A 22,172-nucleotide genomic window follows, 5' to 3' on the forward strand; every position below is an offset into this window, starting at 1 on the left:
TTGTGCGCGAATTTACGAGATTTTTAGGCAATAAAGAAGTGTCTCAAGATGATAACATCTTGAGGCACTTCTTTGAAATTTATTAATGACTAAAGTTTGTAAGCAAGCCCCAGTTGAAACACTGAAGCCTTCACAGAATTTTGATTGGTAAGGCCTCTAAAGTAGCCCAATTCAATCATCATATTCTCTGAAGCTTTATAGCCTATTCTTGCGCTTGCATCAACTCCAATTTTATCATCATCTTGAAATCTAGAAACTACTAGCTCATCACCGTTCTCTACTTCTGTTTCGAAGTTTAGTGTGTAGGTAATTTGCGGACCAAGAAATAAGCTAAAGTCACTACCAATCTTATATTGTAATAGTATAGGCAGCAGAAGCTTACTCTGTTTTACATTTACATCTTCTTCATTCGCAAAAAATGTAGGGTCGTTTTGATCAAATACTAGAACCTGACTATAATCTATGTCTAGTTTAGCTCCTTGACTGCTGTAAAGCAATTCTGGTTGTAGCGAGAACTTATCACTGAGGCTAATGTTAATAAAACCACCTGCATAAAAGCCAACCTTGGCATTAAAATCTAAAAAATCATTGTTTGAATCTTCAAATTCATAAACGAGATTAGCGTAATTGAGTCCACCTTTTATACCATAACTTATATCATTTTGAGCATAAGAAACTGCAGCTATAAAAAGGCAAATTGTTAATGAGAAAATTATTTTTTTCATTCTTTTAAATTAAATTTCAAATATAAACTTACACGTGTTTTCCTACTTCAAAACCGTGCTTTCCGAGGTATTGATTTCCAGAATCTATGGCATCTTCCTCCAGTGTAGTTCCCATAGAGTCATTCCAGCGATTAAGGTATCCAAAGAGCGATATCACTCCGAGCATTTCTACAATCTCACCTTCATCCCAGTATTTGTATAATTTCTCCTTGATTTTTGCGTCTACGGCATTTGGTACTTGACTTGCTGCTAGTGAGAAATCAAGCGCAGCACGCTCTGCATCAGAAAATGCCGCGTGATGTCTGTATTCCCAGATGTTATCTAGTTGTTCTTGCTCTGCGCCATAACGCTCTGCAGCACGTATAGCGTGCGCCTGGCAATAACGACATCCAGTAGCATTACTAGAGACCCACGCAATCATACGTTTTAATGCAGAAGTCACTCGGCCTTGGTTTGCCATCACGGCTTTGTTAAGATTTATAAATGCCCGCGAGATATCAGGACGACGCTGCATGGTAAGTACCGAGTTGGGACAAAAGCCTAGTGTTTCATTAAAAAATAGGGCAAGTTCTTTGGTTGTTTCGTCGTGTTCGGCAGAGAGTGGTGTTACTAATGGCATACTATATTTTAAGAAGGTTAGTGTTGATTTTATGCTTTCGCGAAAGCAATATAGGCATTTTATCTACCAATTTTGTACCTTCATATTTCAAGCAAAACATACTTAAAATGGCTGGACATACAGTAACTACAATTTATAAACAAGGAATGCAATTTGAGACAGATAGCCCTACGGGTTATAAAGTACTCATAGATACTTCTCCAGAAAATGGAGGTAATAATGACGGGATGGGTCCTAAGGCGATGATGCTTTCTGGTCTTGCGGGATGTACTGGTCTAGATGTGGTGTTTGTACTCAACAAGATGAGGGTAGATGTACCTAAATTTAAAATGGTCGTAAAAGGAGAACTTACAGAGGAGCACCCTAAAACATATCACACCGTATGGCTAGATTATCACTTTTATGGTGATGACTTAAATGAAGAAAAAATACAAAAAGCAGTAACACTCTCTGAAGAGCAATATTGTGGGGTTATGGAAATGTTTAGAAAATTTGCCGATTTGAAAGTAGGCGTACACTATCACGCGCTTTCTGCATTAAATGAAGAGAGCGAAAACTAGAATAATGAAAAAACTATTGAGCTTTCTTTGCATGCTTCCTATAATAGCAACTGCTCAGGATTCAAAAACTTTTACTAGAGATAAAGAATTTTACATACGCGGCAACACTGCCGTGGTGGGTAATAATATATTAAGCAAAGACTCAGAAAAACCATTTAATGATCTCGAGAAAATAAACGATGAGTTTAAAATGCGCTATGTAGACATCGATGATGATCAAAGCACATGGAGTTCAAGCAGCGCTCACTTAGCGTTGAGAGAAGGAGCAAAGGTTTTGTATGCTGGATTGTACTGGTCTGGAACCTATCATGGTGAGCGTAGTGGAAAACGTTTAAAAGACGGTCAGGTTTATCATAAAAAACTAGATGACCGCGCTCATGACATAAGAGCCGTAAAGTTAAAACTACCTAGTGGAACTTATGAAAATATACAAGGCTCACTCATTTATGATGGCGAGGATGCAACACATAATTCTATAAGCTCTCGAGCGCCTTATGCATGTATGGCAGACGTTACAGCCTTAATGCAGGGCAGTATTAATGGCCAAGTGACTGTAGCAAATGTAAGTGCGTCTCAAGGTGAAATTATAGGAGGAAGTTCTGCTGGGTGGTTATTATATGTGGTGTACGAAGATGAGACACAGCCATTACAATATGTGACTACCTTTCACGGATTTGAATTTGTAAATAAAAAAGCTGTCGAAGTAGATTTTGGCAATTTTCAATCTTCAGAAAAGGGAGAGTTAGAAACAGCGATTACCATTGGAGCTTTAGAGGGTGACGTGACTTTAGGTCGTGATGAGATTGGTATTTTTGATCCTAAAACGAAGGTTTTTGTTACGCTAGATAATAGCGTGAGAGCATCAAGTAATTTCTTTAATAGTACCATTACAATAAATGACAAAAGAGCCACAAATAGAGTTCCAAATAGTTTAAACACACTAGGCTTTGACCTTGCTAAAATTAAAATACCAACTGCTCAGAATACAATTATAGCAAATAGTACGGGAGGAGTAAAAATGAGATTTAAAACAAGATCAGACCGTTTTTTCTTATTTTTTACTGCATTCCAAACGACGATAAGTGAGCGTTATTATAAAGAGAAAAATAACACCAGCGTTGCTTCTACTGAGCAAGTGGTAACTGAGCAATTACCTAATAAGATGATTACAAACCAGCAGGTAGCTATCGCGGTACCTCCAGATCCAGACGAGCCTAAGCCAGTATATGTGGCACCAGAAGTGGTAAACAAAGAACTTGCCTCGCTACTTGAAAAACCATCGCTTAAGGTTGAAAATATAGGAGCGGGATACTACGTAGTGACTAACGTATTTTCAAACGCTACAAATGCCGAAAACTGGATGGCTATTCTTGCTACAAAAGGTCTCGAGCCACAAATGTTTTTCCGCCCAGATAATAATTACTTTTATGTGTTTGTAGATGCTGGAATGAATGCAGCCGCACTCTATAAAAAACTAGAAGAAGTAAGAACAATGCCCGATTTAAAAGAATCATGGATGCTCAAAATTAATCTTGATTAATGCGTTGGACTTTAAAACCAAAACCAGAAGCACAAAAAGTTACAAACCTCGCCAAAGAACTTGGAGTAGAGGAGCCTATTTCTCGTTTACTCATACAGCGTGACATAGACACGTTTGAAAAAGCAAAACAATTTTTCCGTCCGTCTCTAGATGACTTATATGATCCATTCTTAATGAAAGATATGGATGTTGCGGTAGCACGTATTGAGCAAGCAATAGCTCAAGGCGAAAATATTCTTGTCTTTGGTGATTATGATGTAGACGGGACCACAAGTGTTGCCTTAATGAGTTCTTATCTCGACACTATCCACCCACAAGTGGCGACCTACATTCCAGACCGCTATGCAGAGGGTTATGGTGTTTCTTATATGGGAATAGACTTTGCTGCAGATAATGATATGACACTTATCATCGCATTAGATTGTGGTGTAAAAGCGATTGAAAAGGTGGCTTATGCAAAAGAAAAAGGAATCGACTTTATTATTTGCGATCACCACAGACCAGGTGATCAGCTACCAGATGCGGTTGCAATTTTAGATCCAAAAAGAGAAGATTGCTCATACCCTTATGATGAGTTATGCGGCTGTGGTGTAGGATTTAAATTAATAAGTGCAATTGCGCTTTCGCGAAAGCAAAACTTTGAAGAGCTTCTTCCTTACTTAGATCTTGTTGCTACTGCCATAGGTGCAGATATCGTACCTATCACAGGAGAAAATAGAATCCTTGCTTACCACGGGCTTAATGTAATAAATCATGCGCCTCGAGCAGGTTTTGAAGCCATTATAAAACAAGTCAAAAAGCAAACGCTTACTATTACAGATGTGGTTTTTATCATAGGACCGCGTATAAACGCTGCGGGAAGAATGGTACACGGTAACCATGCTGTAACCTTATTGCGGGAGACAAACCTTGATGCAGCCATCAAATTTGCATCAGAAATAGAGCAATATAACTCCGACCGAAAGGAAGCAGATAAGAGTATCACTCAGCAAGCCCTAGATCAAATTATAGAGAGCAAAGAAGAGGGAAATAAGACTACTGTTGTTTTTCAGGAAGACTGGCATAAAGGAGTGATAGGCATTGTGGCTTCAAGATTAATAGAAACATATTATCGTCCTACGCTAGTATTTACAAGAAGCGGAGATAAATATGCTGCCTCTGCAAGATCTGTAAAAGGTTTTGACGTGTATAACGCCTTGCATGAATGTGCTGAGCATATAGAGCAATTTGGTGGGCACAAATATGCCGCAGGACTTACACTAGCTCCAGAGCAGTATGAAGCATTTAAGGAAAAATTTGAACAGGTAGTTGCTGCTAGTTGTGATGAGCGCTTGCTGGTTCCAGAAATTGCCATTGACTCAGAGATAGACCTTGCAGATATTACGCCTAAATTTCACCGTATTTTAAAGCAGTTCGCTCCTTTTGGACCTCAGAATATGTCACCTACATTTATGACTCAAAACCTAATAGACACAGGTTATGGTAAAAAAGTAGGAGCAGATCAAACACACTTAAAGGCCACTGTAATACAAAACAATCGAGGGCAACGTATAGGATGTATAGGTTTTAATCTAGGAGATAAATACGAGCTCATTGAAGATAAAAAAATCTTTAAAGCGGCATATTCCCTTGATGAAAATGAATGGAACGGGAATGTGAGTTTGCAGTTAAGACTTAAGGATATACAATAAATTTGGGTATTTTAGTCTAGAAGCAGGATTCTCTTAAAAGGTTAAATATTGAAAACTTTCTCAGATACTTTACTTCTCAAGAAACTCCTTTAATTCGAAGCCATGCTCATCATATACTCCATAGGTATAATGATGTATCCAGTCACCTAGATTATAATATGTGGAGCGCTCGCCCACTTGGATAGTCATAGGTAAATGACGATGTCCAAAAATAAAAAAGTCAAAATGCTCCGTTTCTAGCTTACGCTTGGCATAGGTAGCCAGCCACTCTTGATCTTCGCCTAGAAACACGTGATCATCATCACCAGAAATGAGTTTATTTTTTACAGACATGTATTGAGCAATTTTCATCCCAATGTCTGGGTGTCCCCAGCGAAAAAGCCATTGAAAAAACTTCCCTCTAAACACTTTTTTCATGCGTTTGTAACCCATGTCTCCAGGACCCAAGCCATCTCCGTGACCTAAAAAGAACTTTTTATCATTTATAGTGAAAATTTTTGGATCATGATACACAGGGATGCCTAGCTCATCTTGAAAATAGCCATTCATCCAGAGGTCGTGGTTACCCACAAAAAAGTAAATCTCAATACCTTCGTCACGCATCTCGGCTAGTTTGCCTAGTGTGCGAACAAATCCTTTAGGTACTACAGTCTTGTACTCAAACCAAAAATCAAAGAGGTCTCCCATTAAGAAAATAGCCTGTGCATCCTTGCGTGCCATCTCTAGCCATCGCAAGAATTTACGTTCACGAGGACGACTTTCTTCCATAGTAGGAGCGCCCAAGTGATTGTCACTTGAGAAATAGATTTTCTTTCCTTTTGGGAGTGTTATCTTCATTTAATCTTGATCTGCAGCGTGCCATTCTGCATAGCTGGTTGCCGTTTCAGACAGGCGTAATGAGTGTAATTTTATACTATCTGGTAAAAATGATTGAATTTTTGCAGCAAAGTCTATCACCATCATCTCACTTGTAGGTTGATAGTCTACTAAAAGCACATCATGACCACGGTCAGAAAGCTCTTTTGCAAGCTCTACGTGAGGCGTGTTTTTATTAAAAACGGTAGCGTGATCAAAGACATTTACAATCTCACGATTTACAATTTTCTTTAAATCGCCAAAATCGATAACCATCCCCAGTTTTGCGTTACCTGTATCAGAAATAGGCTGTCCTATCACCGTCACACTTAGTTTGTAACTATGACCGTGCACATTCTTACACTTCCCATCATAGCCGTAAAGTGCATGACCAGTTTCAAATGTAAATTGTTTTGTAATTCTAATTTTTGACATACTATATTATTGGTTTTCGCTTTCGCGAAAATATGAATACCGTAATTAACGTCTTCTTTTAAATTTGTTGTACAAAACTACGATAATCAATACAAGTCCCAAGATGAGGAACAAACCGTTACCGCTTAAAAAGCTCATGAAGTCCATAGTTAATTGTTTTTAAGTGTTGAGTTTTTACCTATTTGTATGCTTACATATATTATATAAATCATCCAAAGCACCTGAAATACCTGCAAAAGCCAACTAAGATTATTTAGTGTATTATTTGCAGTTATTATTTCTAGTGAGGCATCTGTGGTTGCTGCTATATAATTTAAATCCTTTATAAAATATATAACTAGAGAGAAAGCCAGAATTCCAATTACACTAAACGATAGGTAAATGTAATTTGCAAAGCTGTCTTTGAATTTTTTGATTAGACCTCTTATCAAGAAGACAAAGCAAAATGAAAAAACTGCAAATAAAATCAATATAATTCTTTGATCAATTATAAAGTAGACATCTTCTATGTTGACATCTAAAGTATTATTTCCAAATAGGCTTAAATTAAAAACTCCAACTGCTAAAAGCAAAAACACCAGCGTTGTTAAAAAAAACAGATATGTGTTAGTCTTTTTCATTAATACCCCACAACCTTTCTAACCCTCTCAATCACTCCATTTGCTACCTTGGTTGCTTTTTCTGCTCCTACTTTTAGTGCAGCATCTATCTCGTTGAGGTTGTCCATATAATAATGGTATTTCTCACGCTGTGTCGCATATCTCTCTAATATCACCTCATAAACAGCCTGCTTTGCGTGACCATAGCCAAAGTCTGTGCGTTTATAATTTTCGCGTAAGCGGTCTATTTGTTCTGGTGATGCTAGTAATTTATAAAGGTTGAACACATTACAGCCCTCTGTTTCCATAGGTTCTTCCATAGGAGTGCTGTCTGTTTTAATTCCCATAATTTGCTTGCGTAGCTTCTTATCTGTCAAGAAGATATCAATAATATTTCCTTTAGACTTAGACATCTTTGCACCGTCTGTACCTGGAATATACATGGTTTCTTCATTATGACTAGCTTCTGGTACTACAAAAACTTCCTTGCCAGTAGCAGCATGAAAACGGCTAGCAACATCACGAGTCATTTCTATATGCTGCGCTTGATCTTTCCCCACGGGTACAATCTCTGCATCATACAGTAATATATCTGCGGCCATAAGCATAGGGTAGGTAAATAAACCTGCGTTTACATCTTCTAGACGGTCTGCTTTATCCTTAAAACTGTGAGCAAGTGTAAGTCGCTGGTACGGGAAGAAACAGCTCAAATACCAAGTAAGCTCTGCCGTTTGTGGTACGTCACTCTGTCTGTAAAAAACCGTTTTATTAATATCAAGACCAAAGGCAAGCCACGTTGCTGCTGTACTGTAGGTGTTGTGACGTAGTTGTGCACCGTCTTTTATCTGAGTAAGCGAGTGCATATCTGCAATGAAGAGAAACGCCTCGTTTGCAGGATTATTTGCCATCTCGATGGCAGGGATAATCGCTCCTAATAAATTTCCTAAGTGGGGTGTACCTGTACTTTGTACACCAGTAAGTATTCTTGACATAAAATTAAGTAAAAAGCAAAGTTAACTTTTTCTACGCATTGGCTAGGGCGAATTACCTATTTTTGGCACCATGCATTTTTTAAGAAACATAGCGGTTGCTGTTTGGAAAGTATGGTTTTACTTTTTAATGCTTGTGGTGATACTTATTTTATCTCCACTTCTCATTATAAGTATCCTCAAAGAAACGTGGTACGGAATGTTTTTCCGTCTAGCGCAAATATGGGCTCGTACTATTATGTTACTCATGGGCTTGTTTCCAAAGGTGACTCGTGAAGAGAAGTTTGAGCGAGGCAAAGGGTATATGCTGGTGAGTAACCACACCTCTATGATGGATATTCTGTTAATGCTTCATCTTGCAAAAAGTCCTTTTGTGTTTGTAGGTAAAGCAGAGCTGGCAAAGCTGCCATTGTTTGGGTTCTTTTATAAGCGCACTTGTATCTTAGTAGATAGAGGTAATGCACGCAGTCGTAAGCAAGTATTTGATCAAGCGCAGCGACGCCTTAGTCAGGGTTTTAGTATCTGTATTTTTCCAGAAGGTGGCGTTCCTAACGATTTGTCACTAGTGCTAGATACTTTTAAAGATGGAGCTTTTAGACTCGCAATAGACCATCATCTTCCTATTGTACCTATCACCTTTTATGATAATAAGAAGCGATTTCCTTACTCATTTTTCAAAGGAGTTCCAGGAGTGATGAGAGCAAAGGTGCATCATTTTATTTCTACGATAGAGATGACGCAAGATGATAAGAGAGCTTTGAGAGAGCAAACACGCGAGGTTATCTTACATGAATTAACTAAGTAGGATGAGATCGCTTTCGCGAAAGCGTTATAAAACAAATAAAAAACAAAAGGCTCCGTAACCAGCGGAGCCTTTCTTGTTATCATTGCAAGAGCAACGATTACCTAACCAACTAAAAAACTAACCTGATACCAAGTAAACTACACTTGGTATAGCTTCTTTACTAGAACTTATAGCTTACGCCAGTATATACACCTATGTAATATGGCTGAAAATCTACCACCTTATTATCAAAACTATTGAGTTGATATTTAAGTGAAGGTTCTATATTAAATATGACTTTTTTTGTGAATTTATAGTCTAAACCTACACCTAGGTTTGTTGTAAAACTTACTTCATTTACACCATTTGCTGTTCCTAAACTTGTAGTGAGTTGTGATGACTTTAAGACAACGTCATTCTCATTGAGAAATAAAGTGCTTACTCCACCTATAAGAGATAGTCCTACACGTTTATCTGAGATCACATAAATAGCTTCTAGCGGCACTTCTACGTAGCTAAGTTGCTGTTGTAAGGAGCCATTTGAAGATACACCTATTCTCGATATCGCATTATCTGCAGTAAAACTATGTTGAGTAGCGGGATTGTCTAGAATTGCTAACACTTTTGCGTTATCAGTAAAAGAAATGCCTCGGACACTACGACCTAATCCATTTGTCGAAAATGATATTTCATTAGTATTGTAACTTAAGTCTACGTTGCTCACCCCAGTACGTATCTTAAATTTTGGACTTATAGCATAGCTCACTTGAAGTCCATAACTTAAATTCACATCACCAGATTTATCATTATCTGCAAACTGTTTGTCTAATCCAGAGCCACCAAAATCTCCATAATAAACAGGTGCGGCTACGGCTCCAACGTCCCAGCGCTTCATTTTAGTATTATTATCTACTTGAGCAAGTTTGTCTTCTTGTAGGGTTTCTATTTTCTGAGCTTCGTCTATGAGGTTTTTATTAGGGTTGTTTTCCTCTTCTAATATGGTTACTTGAGCAACTGAATTATTATCTTCTTGAGGAAACACATTATTTTCAACCTCAGCTTTATTAACATTAAGCTGGCTGTTTGTGTTTCCTGTGTTTAGTTGAGGTGAATTTGCTTGATAAGCAATTACCCCAGCGTTTTGCTCAGATGTTGCGAGTTTTGCTTTATTTGGACTGTTTTGAGATCCATTTCTAGAGTTATTGTCGTCTCTTCTAGATGCTGGGTTAGCGCTTTTTGGATTTCTTGAGGTCGTGTTGTTTTTTATACTTGAAGTAATTTGAGATTCATCAGCAGTTACAAACTTATTGCCTTCTTCATTATTTTTTGATACTTGAGGAGTAATTGATGTTGTAGCTGTGTTCTCTTCTAAGACTGCGTTTTCATCATTTATGATTGGAGTATCTACAATCTGTATATTATTTTGACTAGAAGAGTTGATAAATAAACTACCTAAACCAAAAAGTAAAAGAAGTGCTGCAGCTATACCGCCCAACTTCCACCATAATGGGATGACCTTTTTATCTTCTTTTTCTTTTTGTGCTGCAAGAATATTATTCCACACATGGTCACTAGGATGCGATTCAAAATCTTTGAATTTCTCTTGGAATAATCTATCTATGTTCTTCTTCTCCTTCATTATTGTATGTGAGATTTGCTTCTGGGGTTAAACTGGCTCATCTCTATTTTTTCTTTCAATATTCCCCGGGCGCGTGCAAGGTTTGATTTTGAAGTACCCTGAGAAATGGTAAGCAATGTTGATATTTCTTTGTGTGAGTGCCCATCCATTACATAAAGGTTAAAAACCATTCTGTATCTATCTGGAAGCTCTTGTATAATATTAAGTAGGAAATCGAGAGGAATACTTTCTTCTTCTATTTCAATTTCTACCTCCTTTATATTTTCTTCGTTAACTAGATTAAAGACACCAGGCTTACGGTATCGCTGTAGCGCAGTATTTATAACAACTCTTTTAAGCCACCCTTCAAACGAACCTTTGTTTTTGTACTGACTTACTTTGTCAAAAATGGTCATAAAGGCATCTTGCAGAATATCTTCTGCTTCTGCATAATTAGGAGCATACTTTAAGCATACAGAAAACAAGACGCTCGAGTAGCGGTTGTATAATTCTGCTTGAGCTTTAGGGAGCTTCTTCTTACAGTTCTTTATAAGTTGGTCTTGACTCAACCGGTTGTTTGGTTTTAATGTTCTCATAACAAGATAAGAACAGATATCTATTAAAAGTGCTCATGAGCTACATTATGATATCATTTATGGACGTCTACTCGTATACTTTCTATAAAATTTTACCTGGTTAACACTACGTAGATGCTAAAAAAATAAAAAGGTTGCGTTTAAAATACAAAAACCTCCCTTATGGGAGGTTTTTATTATCAATATGATATAATTGCTTACTCGTTAGATAATTTGATTGCTTCGTGAATTTTTGTTTCTAGCTCATCCATAAGGTCTGGATTATCTAGTAACAATGCTTTTACAGCATCACGACCTTGACCTAACTTAGTATCTTGATAGCTAAACCATGATCCAGCTTTCTTTACAATCTCATAGTTTACACCTATATCAATAATCTCTCCTACTTTTGAGATTCCTTCACCATACATGATATCAAATTCTGCCATACGGAAAGGTGGTGCAACTTTGTTTTTTACAACTTTAACACGGGTCTTATTACCCATTACATTAGCATTGCTATCCTTAATCTGTGTAGAACGACGTATGTCAAGACGTACAGATGCATAAAACTTAAGTGCGTTACCACCAGTTGTAGTTTCTGGATTTCCAAACATTACACCAATTTTCTCACGAAGTTGGTTAATAAAGATTACTGTACAATTAGTCTTGCTAATGGAACCAGTAAGTTTACGAAGTGCTTGAGACATTAAACGAGCGTGAAGTCCCATTTTTGAATCTCCCATCTCACCTTCTATCTCACTTTTAGGAGTAAGTGCAGCAACAGAATCGACTACAACGATATCAATAGCTCCAGAGCGTATAAGATTGTCTGCGATTTCAAGTGCTTGCTCTCCGTTATCTGGTTGTGATATGATCAAGTTATCAATATCCACCCCTAGCTTTTCTGCATAGAAACGATCAAAAGCGTGCTCTGCGTCAATAAATGCCGCAATTCCTCCAGCTTTCTGAGCCTGAGCGATGGCATGTAGTGTTAAGGTGGTTTTACCAGAAGATTCTGGTCCATAGATTTCAATCACACGACCTCTAGGATATCCTCCTACACCTAAAGCAACATCTAGCCCTAGAGAACCCGTTGGTATAGACTCTACATCCACGATAGCTTGATCTCCCATTTTCATCACGGCTCCTTTACCGTAAGTCTTGTCTAGCTTGTCTAGGGTGAGTTTAAGGGCTTTTAATTTTGCATCTTTTTCACTACTCATATCTTCAGTTTTGTATTGTAAATTTAATTGTTAAATAATGGGTAAACAAGGTACGCTTTCGCGAAAGCGAAATATTTTTAACATAATTCTTATCGATGAAGACGCAACCATTTAATTATTATTGCATCTTCGCAATGAGAATAAGTCTAACGCATACCAAACACATTATTCCCGACGTTTTGCCAAAGATACTAAAATTTGGAATCTTTACTAAAATTAGGAAGGCCACAGCTACAAAGTATTAAACAAATTACGACGACATTAAATAAAATGTAAACCTGAATTAGCCAAAATTCACAAAAAAATGCCCGCAGGATAGACCTCCGGGCATTTTTTGTACCCTTAATTCAAAGACTTATATTTGCCGAAGAAATAATTCTTTTAACTTAAAACGAAGGTATAGCATGCAACTGTACAACAAATTAAGCGCAAAAGAGAGAGCACAGCTTATAGAAGAGGCGGGAGAAGAACGCCTTACACTCTCTTTTTACCAGTATCATAAGATTGGAAACCCAGAACTTTTCAGAAACCACCTTTTTGTGGCTTGGGATGAGATGGAAGCCTTGGGACGTATTTATGTGGCAAACGAGGGAATAAATGCTCAGATGTCTGTTCCAGCCAAAAAATTCACAACATTTAAAGCCTTTCTTGACGGAATAAACTTCCTAGAGAATGTACGTCTTAATATTGCGAGAGAGCAAGACGATAAGTCATTCTTAAAACTCAAAGTAAAAGTGCGTAATAAGATTGTTGCAGATGGACTAGTAGATGAAACTTTTGATGTAACAAACAAAGGAGTTCATGTAGACGCTTCTACTTTTAATGAACTTATAGAAGACGAGAATACAGTACTCGTTGATATGCGTAATCACTATGAGAGTGAGATAGGGCATTTTAAAAATGCAGTCACTCCAGATGTAGATACCTTTAGAGATAGTCTTGACATCATTGAAGAAGATCTAAAAGATCATAAGGAGGATAAAAAACTTGTGATGTACTGTACGGGTGGAATACGTTGTGAGAAAGCAAGTGCTTATTTTAAGCACAAAGGTTTTAAAAATGTTTTCCAGCTAGAAGGAGGAATCATTGAGTATGCTCGCCAGGTAGAAGCAGAGAAGCTTGATAATAAGTTCAAGGGTAAGAATTTTGTGTTTGATCACCGTCGTGGAGAGCGTATCTCAGACGATGTTATCTCAAATTGTCACCAGTGTGGTACTCCTTGCGATGAGCATGTAAACTGTGCAAATGAAGCTTGCCACTTACTTTTTATACAATGTGAGGAATGTGCAAAGGCTAATGAAAACTGCTGCTCTACGGAGTGTGCAGAGATTAATGCACTGCCATACGAAGAGCAAAAGAAATTACGTTCTGGTAAAGGAAATAGTAATAAGATTTTTAAGAAAGGTAGATCAGAAAAGCTGGCTTTTAAGAAGTAATCAATAGAAAAAGAATCTGTTGATTTTGATTTTGGAAAAGGCGCTATAGATTACCTATCTTTATCGATAGTTCATTTTGAACATAAATATAACGCGTACACGCATCTGTTACTCTCTTAACGATTGATATGGAGCGGTGTACATTTAAATATACAAAATATGGCATGTGGCAGTTGTGGCACAGGTGAAGACGGATCTCCTAAAGGTTGTAAAAACAATGGAACCTGTGGAACCGACGGATGTAATAAACTTACAGTCTTTGACTGGCTTTCTAATATGTCCCTTCCTGATGGACAAGAAGCTTTTAACTACGTAGAAGTACGTTTTAAAAATGGACGTAAAGATTACTATAAAAACGAAGAAAAAGTTACCCTAAGTATAGGTGATATTGTAGCGACTCAAGCAGAGTCTGGCCACGATATTGGAATGGTAACCCTTACTGGTGAGCTTGTGCGCGTGCAAATGAAGCGCAAGAAAGTAAGGCAAGACACTCCAGAAACACTTAAAATCTATCGCAAGGCATCACAGAGAGATATAGATATCTGGACTACTGCTCGTGAGAGGGAAGAAAGTATGAAGGTGCGCGCTAGACAGATAGCGATACGTCTAGATCTCCAAATGAAAATATCAGATATTGAGTTTCAAGGAGACGGTTCTAAAGCGACATTTTATTATACGGCAGAAGATCGTGTAGATTTTCGCCAACTCATAAAAGAATTTGCTCAAGATTTCCGTACTCGTATTGAGATGAGACAGATAGGTCTTCGTCAAGAAGCGGCACGTCTAGGTGGGATAGGTTCTTGTGGTCGCGAACTTTGTTGTTCTACATGGTTAACAGATTTTAGATCTGTGACTACGAGCGCTGCTAGATACCAGCAGTTATCACTTAACCCGCAAAAGCTTGCTGGACAATGTGGTAAATTAAAATGCTGTCTTAATTATGAGCTAGATGCTTATATGGATGCGCTCAAAAGTTTTCCAAAAAGTGAGACTAAACTCTACACTCAAAAAGGAACTGCAGTTTGCCAGAAAATTGACATTTTTCAAGGGCACTTGTGGTATGCTTACGAGGGAGAATGGATGAACTGGCATAAGCTTACGACAGATCATGCAAATGAAATTATAGCTGCAAATAAGAAGAAAGAACCGGTTGCAAGCCTAGAAGAATTTGCTGCCGAACTTATAGAAGAAACAGTAATAGATTTTGGTAATGTGGTAGGTCAAGATAGTCTTACTCGTTTTGACAAGCCTAAAACTACAAACAAGCGACGCAATAGTCGTAAGAGAAAACCTGCGGGTAACGGAAACAAGCCTCAAGGAGATAGACCAAAAGCTAAGGATAGAACTCCCAGAAAACCCAATCAAGATGGTGCAAAAGGTCCAAGACCTGCAGCAAAGAAAGGACCAAAACCTCAAGCAAAGGGACCTAGACCAGAAGGTAAAGGCCCAAAGCCTCAAGCAAAAGGCCCAAGACCTGAGGGTAAAGGACCTAGACCTAAAAGCAGAGGCCCAAAGCCGAAAGCTCAGGGAGGAAAAGCTAAAGATGCAACGAGCCAAAATCCAACTCAAGAAGGTCAAAAGTCTGGAGGATCAAAGCCTGCAAATAAAAATAAAAGGCGTCCTCAAAAACCAAAACCTAATGCGTAACGTATTACTATTGATACTCATTATTTTATGTGTTTCATGTGATTCAAAACAAGTGTATCATTCATACACGTCGTTAGGTAGCTCATGGAATATTAATGAACCTGTGGTGTTAGAAGTAAACGAGCTTGATAGCGTGCCATTATATAATGCATTCATTACCGTTCGTAATAATAATCAATACCCATACAGTAATCTTTTTTTGATTACAGAGATGCAGTTTCCGCAAGGGCGTACGTATACCGATACCCTCGAGTATGAAATGGCAAATCCAGATGGAACGTGGATGGGTACTGGTTTTGGAGATATTAAAGAAAGTAAATTGTTGTATAGAGAAGGAGTACGCTTTCGCGAAAGCGGAACCTACACATTTACTATAGAGCACGCAGTAAGAAAAAACGGAAACATCGCTGGAGATGCCTATCTAGAAGGAATTACCGAAGTAGGATTACGTATTGAAAAGCAAGAATAAACACATCATAATGGCAAAACAAACACCTCCAAAAAAAGTTGCAAAAAAAAGCGACGGAGATTACAGTAAATATATTTCTTGGTTTTGGCGACTATTTGCAGGAGGAGTCACACTGGCAGTACTATTATTTTTACTAGCGAGTTGGAATGTTTTTGGAACACTCCCCACCTTTGAAGAACTTGAAAACCCAGAAAGTAACCTTGCTACAAAAATCATCTCTGTTGATGGAAAGCAGCTAGGTACTTATTACAATGAAAATAGGACTCCTATTAAATATGATCAATTACCACAGAACCTTGTCGATGCACTAGTTGCAACAGAAGATGAGCGTTATTATGAGCACTCTGGTATAGACTTTAGAGGTACGGCCAGAGCGATGGCTTATCTTGGTAAAAACGGTGGTGCAAGTACAGTAACACAACAGCTTTCTAAGTTGTTATTTTCAAATCCTCCTAGCTCCACGCTAGAGCGGCTTCTGCAGAAGGCAAAGGAATATGTAATTGCAACAAGGCTGGAGCGCCAGTATACAAAGCAAGAAATCATTGCGATGTATCTTAATAAATTTGACTTTCTTTTTAATGCTATTGGTATAAGCTCTGCCGCTCGTATTTACTTTAATAAAGATGTAAAAGATCTTGATTTGCATGAAAGCGCTGTTTTTGTAGCAATGCTTAAGAATCCAAGACAGTATAATCCATACCGTGAGATATCTAAGGAGAAATCACTAAGAAGGCGCAATCAAGTCTTCAAGCAGATGGAAGTAAACGGAATGATCACAACTGCCGAAAAAGATTCCCTCACAGCATTACCTATGGAAGTAAAGTTTACTCCAGAAGGACATGCAGATGGAACGGCAACGTACTTTAGAGAAAATCTTAAGAAATTCATGGCTTCATGGATTAAAGAGAATCCTAAAGGAGAAGACGCAGAGGGTAATACCACATATTATAATATTTACCGTGATGGTCTTACAATAACGACAACTATAGATTCTCGTATGCAGAAAATGGCAGAAGATGCTGTTGCTGCGCATATGCCAAGATTACAAGCCGAGTTTGATAGACAAAACGAGAAAAACAAAACAGCGCCTTTTAGAGATATCGAAGAGGAGGATGTGGAGCGCATTTTTAATAATGCTATAAAAAGCTCATCTCGCTGGCGAAAACTCAAAGCGCAAGGAAAAACAGATGCTGCAATTAGAAAATCATTTGATGTAAAAACAGATATGACCATTTTTACATGGGCAGGAGATGTAGATACATTAATGACTCCGCGTGATTCTATACGTTATTACAAGAAGTTTTTACGTACAGGGATGATGTCTATGGTACCTCAAACTGGAGAAGTGCGCGCGTGGGTAGGTGGTATTAATATGAACCACTTCCAATACGATCACGTACAATTAGGAAAACGCCAGGTAGGATCTACCTTCAAACCTTTCTTATATGCAACAGCAGTAGATCAATTGCATTTATCTCCATGTGATACATTGCCAAACACACTTTATACTATACCTGCGGGAGCGCACGGAAATACAAAGAACTGGACTCCAGAAAACTCTGGAGGTGAGATGGGTGGTATGATTACAATGAAAGAGGCACTTGCTCAATCTGTAAATACAATTTCTGCTAGGCTCATGGATAAAGTAGGGCCACAGCCTGTATTAGACTTAGTAAGCAAGCTAGGGATAGATACGAAGGATATTCCAGTAGTACCTTCTATCGCGCTGGGAACAGCAGATTTAAGTGTGTATGAAATGGTATCTGCATACGGAGCTTTTGCAAATCAAGGGGTATATGTAAAACCACAGATTGTAAGTACCATACAGGATAAAAATGGAACAGTTTTGTATCAGCATGTTCCAGAAACTCGAGATGTTTTAAGTGCAGAGAGTGCTTACGTGACACTACAGTTAATGGAAGGAGTGACGCGCTCAGGTTCTGGAGCAAGATTACGTCACACATGGCGTAAAGATGCAATATATCGTAATGCCGTTACGGGTTATCCATACGGTTTTGATAATGCAATAGCTGGTAAAACAGGTACTACACAAAATCAAAGTGACGGATGGTTTATGGGTATTGTGCCTAATCTTGTGACTGGAGTTTGGGTAGGTGGTGATGATCGCGCAGTTCACTTCCCAGGCATAGGTTATGGTCAGGGAGCAACAATGGCATTACCTATCTGGGGAATGTATATGAAAGAGGTATACAAAAATGAGGATCTAGAGATTTCTAAAAGCGAATTTTCAAAACCTAGTAACTTAACAATCACAACTAATTGTGATGATTATAAGAGTTCTGGTGTAAGCGACGAGCTTCCAGATGAGCTGGATTTTTAATAGTATAATACATACATAATTATAAAGAGTGCGAGCAATCGCGCTCTTTTTTTTGGATTCATTTTTAGATGTTCAATTACGCTTTCGCGAAAGCGTAATTCAATACAAAATCCGTACTTTTAGTACTTATAAACTAAGAATATGATAACAAAGAAAGTGACTGGAGTAGACGCCGCACTAGAAGGTGTTGAAAGTGGAATGACATTGATGCTTGGAGGTTTTGGTCTCAGCGGTATTCCAGAAAATTCTATAGCTAAACTAGTAGCTCTTGATGTCAATAATCTCACCTGTATTTCTAATAATGCCGGAGTGGATGATTTTGGACTAGGGCTGTTGTTACAGAAAAAGCAAATAAAGAAAATGGTTTCTAGCTATGTGGGTGAAAACGCCGAGTTTGAACGCCAGATGCTTAGCGGTGAGCTTGATGTAGAGCTTATACCACAAGGAACCCTTGCAGAGCGATGTAGAGCAGCGCAAGCAGGATTTCCAGCAATATATACACCAGCAGGATACGGAACAGAAGTAGCCGAAGGAAAAGAAACAAGAGAATTTGACGGGAAAATGTATGTGCTAGAACATGCTTTTAAAGCAGATTTTGCTTTTGTAAAGGCATGGAAAGGTGACGCTGCAGGTAACTTAATATTTAAAGGGACTGCAAGAAACTTTAATCCTAATATGTGTGGGGCAGCTACTATAACTGTTGCAGAGGTGGAAGAGCTTGTGCCGGTAGGGACACTAGATCCTAATCAAATACACATCCCAGGGATTTTTGTACAACGTATTTTCCAAGGAGAAACCTTTGAAAAGAGAATAGAACAACGCACCGTTAGAACAAGAGACTAATTATGGCTTTAGATAAAAATCAAATTGCACAACGCATTGCAAGAGAAGTACAAGATGGGTATTATGTAAACCTAGGTATCGGTATTCCTACACTTGTTGCAAACTATGTACGTGAAGACATTGACGTAGAGTTTCAAAGTGAGAATGGAGTTTTAGGGATGGGGCCTTTTCCGTATGATGGAGAAGAGGATGCAGATATTATAAATGCTGGAAAGCAGACTATTACCACCTTGCCTGGGGCAAGCTTTTTTGATAGTGCTACTAGTTTTAGTATGATACGTGGTAAACACGTAGACCTTACCATTCTAGGTGCTATGGAAGTTGCAGAAAATGGTGATATCGCAAACTGGAAAATACCAGGTAAAATGGTAAAAGGTATGGGAGGTGCAATGGATCTCGTGGCAAGTGCAGAAAATATTATTGTAGCCATGATGCATACTAACCGTGCAGGAGAATCAAAACTTTTAAAAAAATGTAGCCTGCCACTAACTGGTGTAGGATGCGTGAAAAAGATTGTGAGTAACCTTGCAGTGTTAGAAGTCACTGAAGCAGGGTTTAAACTGCTCGAGAGAGCTCCAGGAGTGTCTGTAGAAGAGATTCAGGCAGCAACCGAGGGAGCATTAATTGTAGATGGCGATATTCCAGAAATGAAGTTTTAATATACTTCAATCTAGTAAAACATAGTCTCCGATTATCTTATAAACCATTAAAAGTGGTTTTGAGATAGTTGGAGATTTTTTATTAGAGAAACTTTGTGGTCGTATTCTCTTCTTAAGATCACACAGATTTTATGCTTCTTGCGAGCTAATTTCCATTCATAAATAAGTAGCAATCCTTAGTCTTGTAGTTGAGGATATAGAGGCTCTAGTGATTAATTGACTCGATTTACAACGCTAGTCTAGAAATAGTTTTAATAAGTCTTATATCTCTATTCAATAGGTGTCAAAAATAGAGGGTACTTACATTTTGATTTCATTAAAATAGAGAATATTCTTACAAAAAGTGCTATCGCTTAATCATGAAATTCAAAAGAGGCTTTGCTTTACTATAATTTAAAATTGCGCTCAAACCACGTTTAAAAACTCAATAATTCGATGAAATACACAATATTTTAACATTTCAAAATATTTTCTTAATCAAAATCCTTGCAGATGTCTAATTTTATAGTATTTTAGCAGTCCCCCAAATCAAGTAATTGATTTCGATTAAATGCTAAGTAAGTTCGTTAATGAGCGAAGTAATTTAGTTTTATAGTATGACTTAAACGTATAAGAGTGTTTTAAGTTATGATTTGTTAGAAATCCGCGGGGGGAGCCCTGCGGATTTTGTTTTAAACCTCATTTGTCTTTCATCCCTACTATGGAAAAAATAACAAACTCTACGCGATCATTTGTCTCTGGCGTAAAACATGCTGCAGATTTTACAACAAATTGTGCTAGGCTAGCAAAGAAAGTATTTCTATTTATGATCTAGTAACTCTTACATTCCTTTGGGAATAGCATGAATGAGTTTTTGAGTGTACTCTTTTTCGGGTTGTTCATAAATATGATCTGCATCCCCTATTTCTTCTATTTTACCTTTATTCATAACCACTAGCTGGTCAGACATGTATTTTACTACGGCGAGATCATGCGATATAAAAATATAGGTAAAGCCAAAATCTGTTTTAAGTTCATTAAGAAGGTTAAGCACTTGTGCTTGTACGGATATATCTAGCGCACTTACAGACTCATCACAAATAATTAATTTAGGATTTACAGCAATAGTACGAGCAATCCCTATGCGTTGTCGCTGCCCTCCAGAAAACTCATGAGGATAACGATCATAATGTGATGCTTCTAGTCCCACTCGTTCTAGCAACTCTAGCACGCGCTGCTTTCTCATAGATTTAGAATCGTAAAGTTTATGGACTTCCATAGGCTCTATAATGGCTTGACCTACAGTGAGCCTGGGGTTAAGAGAGGCAAAAGGATCTTGAAAAATGATTTGTATTTCCTTTCTTAAACTTCTCAGCGCTGCTCCACGCATTTCATTAATAGCCATTCCTTTGTACAAAATGGTTCCTGCAGTAGCTTTATCTAATTGCAAGATGGCATTTCCCAGGGTAGATTTACCACAACCAGACTCGCCTACAAGTCCTAAGGTTTCTCCCTCATAAATAGAGAATGAAACATCATCCACCGCTTTAAAGGCAATATCTTCAGCGAAGATGCCGGCACTAGAAAAGTATGCTTTTTCTACATTAATCACCTCTAGTAAAGGTGGTTGTGCATACAGATTTCTTAAATGTTCGGCTCTTTCAGATTTTGTTTCGGCTTTAGAAAGTGGTTTTTTATCTAGGTAATCTTTTATCGTTGGTAACTTTTTCAGTCGTTCATCTAGAGACGGTCTTGCACTTAATAATGCTTTTGTGTACTCATGTTGTGGGTTTGAAAATAACGCTTTCGCGAAAGCGTACTCAACAATATCTCCTTTATACATCACAGCAACCCTGTCTGCAATCTCGCTCACTAAGGAAAGGTCATGAGAGATGAAAATAATACTCATCTGATTTTCTAACTGCAATTCCTTAAGTAATACTATAATCTCTTGCTGAACGGTAACATCTAGGGCAGTAGTAGGCTCATCTGCAATAAGGATTTTAGGCTTACAAGCGATAGCCATCGCAATCATTACACGTTGTTTTTGACCTCCCGAAATCTCATGAGGATAGGCGCTATAAATCTTTTCTACAGCGGGCAGCTTTACCTTTTCAAATAAGCGTAGGGTTTCTTCCTTTGCAGATTTTCGGTTGAGCGAAGTATGTTGTAAAAGAATTTCTACCACTTGCTCACCGCAACGCATTGACGGATTGAGACTACTCATAGGTTCTTGAAAAATCATGGAGATTTCATTACCTCGTATTTTCTGAAAATCCTTTTCACTAGTATCTAGTAATGATTGATTTTCAAAAACTATGGTGCCTTCAATAAGCGTGTTTTTCTTAGGTAAAAGCCCTAGAATGGCGAGTGATGACACACTCTTTCCAGACCCTGATTCACCCACAATAGCAAGAATTTCATTTTTATAAAGATCAAATGAAATGTTATGTATTACTTCTTGTACTTCCCCTTGCTGTTTAAAGGATATAGATAGTTGGTCTACAGTAAGGATTTTTTGTGGCTGCATACTTCAAAAATACGATTTCTTACGGTCTGTTTTTAAAAGGATACATCGCAAT

The 22,172-nt window shown here is 38.0% G+C and carries 20 protein-coding genes; 10 read left to right on the forward strand and 10 right to left on the reverse strand.

The genetic code is table 11. The annotated features are described in order from the left end of the window. Positions 1-89: 89 nt before the first annotated feature. A complete protein-coding gene (locus tag JM84_RS02850) occupies positions 90-725 on the reverse strand; it encodes a porin family protein (protein ID WP_144782644.1) in 636 nt (211 codons plus the stop codon). Between the two features lie 28 nt (positions 726-753). After that, positions 754-1,344, reverse strand: coding sequence for a carboxymuconolactone decarboxylase family protein (locus JM84_RS02855; RefSeq protein ID WP_144782646.1), 591 nt, complete (start codon positions 1,342-1,344; stop codon positions 754-756). A 107-nt stretch (positions 1,345-1,451) separates the two neighbouring features. Between JM84_RS02855 and JM84_RS02860 the strand changes: the two genes are divergently transcribed. The 3 genes from JM84_RS02860 to recJ are packed head-to-tail and all read left to right on the forward strand — an operon-like array spanning position 1,452 to position 5,135. Further along, entirely contained in the window at positions 1,452-1,904 is a 453-nt protein-coding gene (locus JM84_RS02860) for an OsmC family protein (RefSeq protein ID WP_013750573.1), read from the forward strand. A gap of 4 nt (positions 1,905-1,908) precedes the next feature. Next, positions 1,909-3,444 carry an SPOR domain-containing protein gene (locus JM84_RS02865; RefSeq protein WP_144782648.1) on the forward strand — a complete coding sequence of 512 codons (1,536 nt, stop codon included), beginning with the start codon at positions 1,909-1,911 and terminating at the stop codon, positions 3,442-3,444. Next, complete coding sequence (gene recJ / locus JM84_RS02870; RefSeq protein ID WP_013750571.1) at positions 3,444-5,135, forward strand: single-stranded-DNA-specific exonuclease RecJ; 1,692 nt, start codon at positions 3,444-3,446, stop codon at positions 5,133-5,135. Before JM84_RS02865 ends, recJ begins: the two co-directional genes overlap by 1 nt. A gap of 69 nt (positions 5,136-5,204) precedes the next feature. On the opposite strand, the gene JM84_RS02875 is transcribed toward recJ, so the two are convergent. The 4 genes from JM84_RS02875 to trpS form a co-directional block, all read right to left on the reverse strand. Next, a complete protein-coding gene (locus JM84_RS02875) occupies positions 5,205-5,966 on the reverse strand; it encodes a UDP-2,3-diacylglucosamine diphosphatase (RefSeq protein WP_144785125.1) in 762 nt (253 codons plus the stop codon). Between the two features lie 6 nt (positions 5,967-5,972). Then, positions 5,973-6,425: a 6-pyruvoyl trahydropterin synthase family protein gene (locus tag JM84_RS02880; protein WP_013750569.1), complete on the reverse strand. Its 453-nt coding sequence runs from the start codon at positions 6,423-6,425 to the stop codon at positions 5,973-5,975. Positions 6,426-6,574: 149 nt separating this feature from the next. Further along, positions 6,575-7,045 carry a hypothetical protein gene (locus tag JM84_RS02885; protein ID WP_144782650.1) on the reverse strand — a complete coding sequence of 157 codons (471 nt, stop codon included), beginning with the start codon at positions 7,043-7,045 and terminating at the stop codon, positions 6,575-6,577. Then, on the reverse strand, positions 7,045-8,016 hold the full coding sequence (gene trpS, locus JM84_RS02890) for a tryptophan--tRNA ligase (protein WP_144782652.1): 972 nt from the start codon (positions 8,014-8,016) through the stop codon (positions 7,045-7,047). The genes JM84_RS02885 and trpS overlap by 1 nt, the downstream gene beginning before the upstream one ends. A gap of 70 nt (positions 8,017-8,086) precedes the next feature. On the opposite strand from trpS, the gene JM84_RS02895 reads away from it, so the two are divergent. After that, complete coding sequence (locus JM84_RS02895) at positions 8,087-8,818, forward strand: lysophospholipid acyltransferase family protein (protein ID WP_144782654.1); 732 nt, start codon at positions 8,087-8,089, stop codon at positions 8,816-8,818. 160 nt (positions 8,819-8,978) lie between these two features. Here JM84_RS02895 and JM84_RS02900 read toward each other — a convergent pair whose 3' ends face one another. The 3 genes from JM84_RS02900 to recA all read right to left on the reverse strand — a co-directional run bounded on the left by JM84_RS02900 (position 8,979) and on the right by recA (position 12,216). After that, a complete protein-coding gene (locus tag JM84_RS02900) occupies positions 8,979-10,436 on the reverse strand; it encodes an outer membrane beta-barrel protein (protein WP_144782656.1) in 1,458 nt (485 codons plus the stop codon). Further along, positions 10,436-11,011: an RNA polymerase sigma factor gene (locus JM84_RS02905; RefSeq protein ID WP_144782658.1), complete on the reverse strand. Its 576-nt coding sequence runs from the start codon at positions 11,009-11,011 to the stop codon at positions 10,436-10,438. The genes JM84_RS02900 and JM84_RS02905 overlap by 1 nt, the downstream gene beginning before the upstream one ends. A gap of 197 nt (positions 11,012-11,208) precedes the next feature. Beyond that, positions 11,209-12,216, reverse strand: a complete 1,008-nt coding sequence (gene recA, locus JM84_RS02910) for a recombinase RecA (protein ID WP_013750564.1) — start codon at positions 12,214-12,216, stop codon at positions 11,209-11,211. 404 nt (positions 12,217-12,620) lie between these two features. Here recA and JM84_RS02915 point away from each other — a divergent pair, with 404 nt between their 5' ends. The 6 genes from JM84_RS02915 to JM84_RS02940 all read left to right on the forward strand — a co-directional run bounded on the left by JM84_RS02915 (position 12,621) and on the right by JM84_RS02940 (position 19,611). Beyond that, entirely contained in the window at positions 12,621-13,652 is a 1,032-nt protein-coding gene (locus JM84_RS02915; protein ID WP_013750563.1) for a rhodanese-related sulfurtransferase, read from the forward strand. A gap of 159 nt (positions 13,653-13,811) precedes the next feature. Further along, on the forward strand, positions 13,812-15,299 hold the full coding sequence (gene ricT / locus JM84_RS02920; protein ID WP_013750562.1) for a regulatory iron-sulfur-containing complex subunit RicT: 1,488 nt from the start codon (positions 13,812-13,814) through the stop codon (positions 15,297-15,299). Further along, positions 15,292-15,768 (forward strand): gliding motility lipoprotein GldH, encoded by a 477-nt coding sequence (locus JM84_RS02925; protein WP_013750561.1) that lies wholly within the window; start codon positions 15,292-15,294, stop codon positions 15,766-15,768. The genes ricT and JM84_RS02925 overlap by 8 nt, the downstream gene beginning before the upstream one ends. A 10-nt stretch (positions 15,769-15,778) precedes the next feature. Continuing rightward, positions 15,779-18,109: a penicillin-binding protein 1A gene (locus JM84_RS02930; protein WP_013750560.1), complete on the forward strand. Its 2,331-nt coding sequence runs from the start codon at positions 15,779-15,781 to the stop codon at positions 18,107-18,109. 141 nt (positions 18,110-18,250) lie between these two features. Beyond that, positions 18,251-18,952, forward strand: a complete 702-nt coding sequence (locus JM84_RS02935; protein WP_013750559.1) for a CoA transferase subunit A — start codon at positions 18,251-18,253, stop codon at positions 18,950-18,952. 2 nt (positions 18,953-18,954) lie between these two features. Then, positions 18,955-19,611, forward strand: a complete 657-nt coding sequence (locus tag JM84_RS02940) for a CoA transferase subunit B (RefSeq protein WP_013750558.1) — start codon at positions 18,955-18,957, stop codon at positions 19,609-19,611. A gap of 820 nt (positions 19,612-20,431) precedes the next feature. Here the strand turns inward: JM84_RS02940 and JM84_RS02945 are convergent. Then, the gene (locus tag JM84_RS02945; RefSeq protein WP_013750557.1) at positions 20,432-22,120 is read right to left on the reverse strand and encodes an ABC transporter ATP-binding protein; all 1,689 of its coding nucleotides are present in this window, start codon (positions 22,118-22,120) and stop codon (positions 20,432-20,434) included. Between the last annotated feature and the right edge of the window lie 52 nt (positions 22,121-22,172).

It is taken from the genome of Dokdonia sp. Hel_I_63 (genome assembly GCF_007827285.1).
In the GTDB taxonomy this organism is placed as follows: Bacteria; Bacteroidota; Bacteroidia; order Flavobacteriales; family Flavobacteriaceae; genus Dokdonia.

Coding starts and splice junctions, on each gene's coding strand:
- JM84_RS02850 (WP_144782644.1), bottom strand. CDS start 725: ATGAAAAAAATAATTTTCTCATTAACAATTTGCCTTTTTATAGCTGCA.
- JM84_RS02855 (WP_144782646.1), bottom strand. CDS start 1,344: ATGCCATTAGTAACACCACTCTCTGCCGAACACGACGAAACAACCAAA.
- JM84_RS02860 (WP_013750573.1), top strand. CDS start 1,452: ATGGCTGGACATACAGTAACTACAATTTATAAACAAGGAATGCAATTT.
- JM84_RS02865 (WP_144782648.1), top strand. CDS start 1,909: ATGAAAAAACTATTGAGCTTTCTTTGCATGCTTCCTATAATAGCAACT.
- recJ (WP_013750571.1), top strand. CDS start 3,444: ATGCGTTGGACTTTAAAACCAAAACCAGAAGCACAAAAAGTTACAAAC.
- JM84_RS02880 (WP_013750569.1), bottom strand. CDS start 6,425: ATGTCAAAAATTAGAATTACAAAACAATTTACATTTGAAACTGGTCAT.
- JM84_RS02885 (WP_144782650.1), bottom strand. CDS start 7,045: ATGAAAAAGACTAACACATATCTGTTTTTTTTAACAACGCTGGTGTTT.
- trpS (WP_144782652.1), bottom strand. CDS start 8,016: ATGTCAAGAATACTTACTGGTGTACAAAGTACAGGTACACCCCACTTA.
- JM84_RS02895 (WP_144782654.1), top strand. CDS start 8,087: ATGCATTTTTTAAGAAACATAGCGGTTGCTGTTTGGAAAGTATGGTTT.
- JM84_RS02900 (WP_144782656.1), bottom strand. CDS start 10,436: ATGAAGGAGAAGAAGAACATAGATAGATTATTCCAAGAGAAATTCAAA.
- JM84_RS02905 (WP_144782658.1), bottom strand. CDS start 11,011: ATGAGAACATTAAAACCAAACAACCGGTTGAGTCAAGACCAACTTATA.
- recA (WP_013750564.1), bottom strand. CDS start 12,216: ATGAGTAGTGAAAAAGATGCAAAATTAAAAGCCCTTAAACTCACCCTA.
- JM84_RS02915 (WP_013750563.1), top strand. CDS start 12,621: ATGCAACTGTACAACAAATTAAGCGCAAAAGAGAGAGCACAGCTTATA.
- ricT (WP_013750562.1), top strand. CDS start 13,812: ATGGCATGTGGCAGTTGTGGCACAGGTGAAGACGGATCTCCTAAAGGT.
- JM84_RS02925 (WP_013750561.1), top strand. CDS start 15,292: ATGCGTAACGTATTACTATTGATACTCATTATTTTATGTGTTTCATGT.
- JM84_RS02930 (WP_013750560.1), top strand. CDS start 15,779: ATGGCAAAACAAACACCTCCAAAAAAAGTTGCAAAAAAAAGCGACGGA.
- JM84_RS02935 (WP_013750559.1), top strand. CDS start 18,251: ATGATAACAAAGAAAGTGACTGGAGTAGACGCCGCACTAGAAGGTGTT.
- JM84_RS02940 (WP_013750558.1), top strand. CDS start 18,955: ATGGCTTTAGATAAAAATCAAATTGCACAACGCATTGCAAGAGAAGTA.
- JM84_RS02945 (WP_013750557.1), bottom strand. CDS start 22,120: ATGCAGCCACAAAAAATCCTTACTGTAGACCAACTATCTATATCCTTT.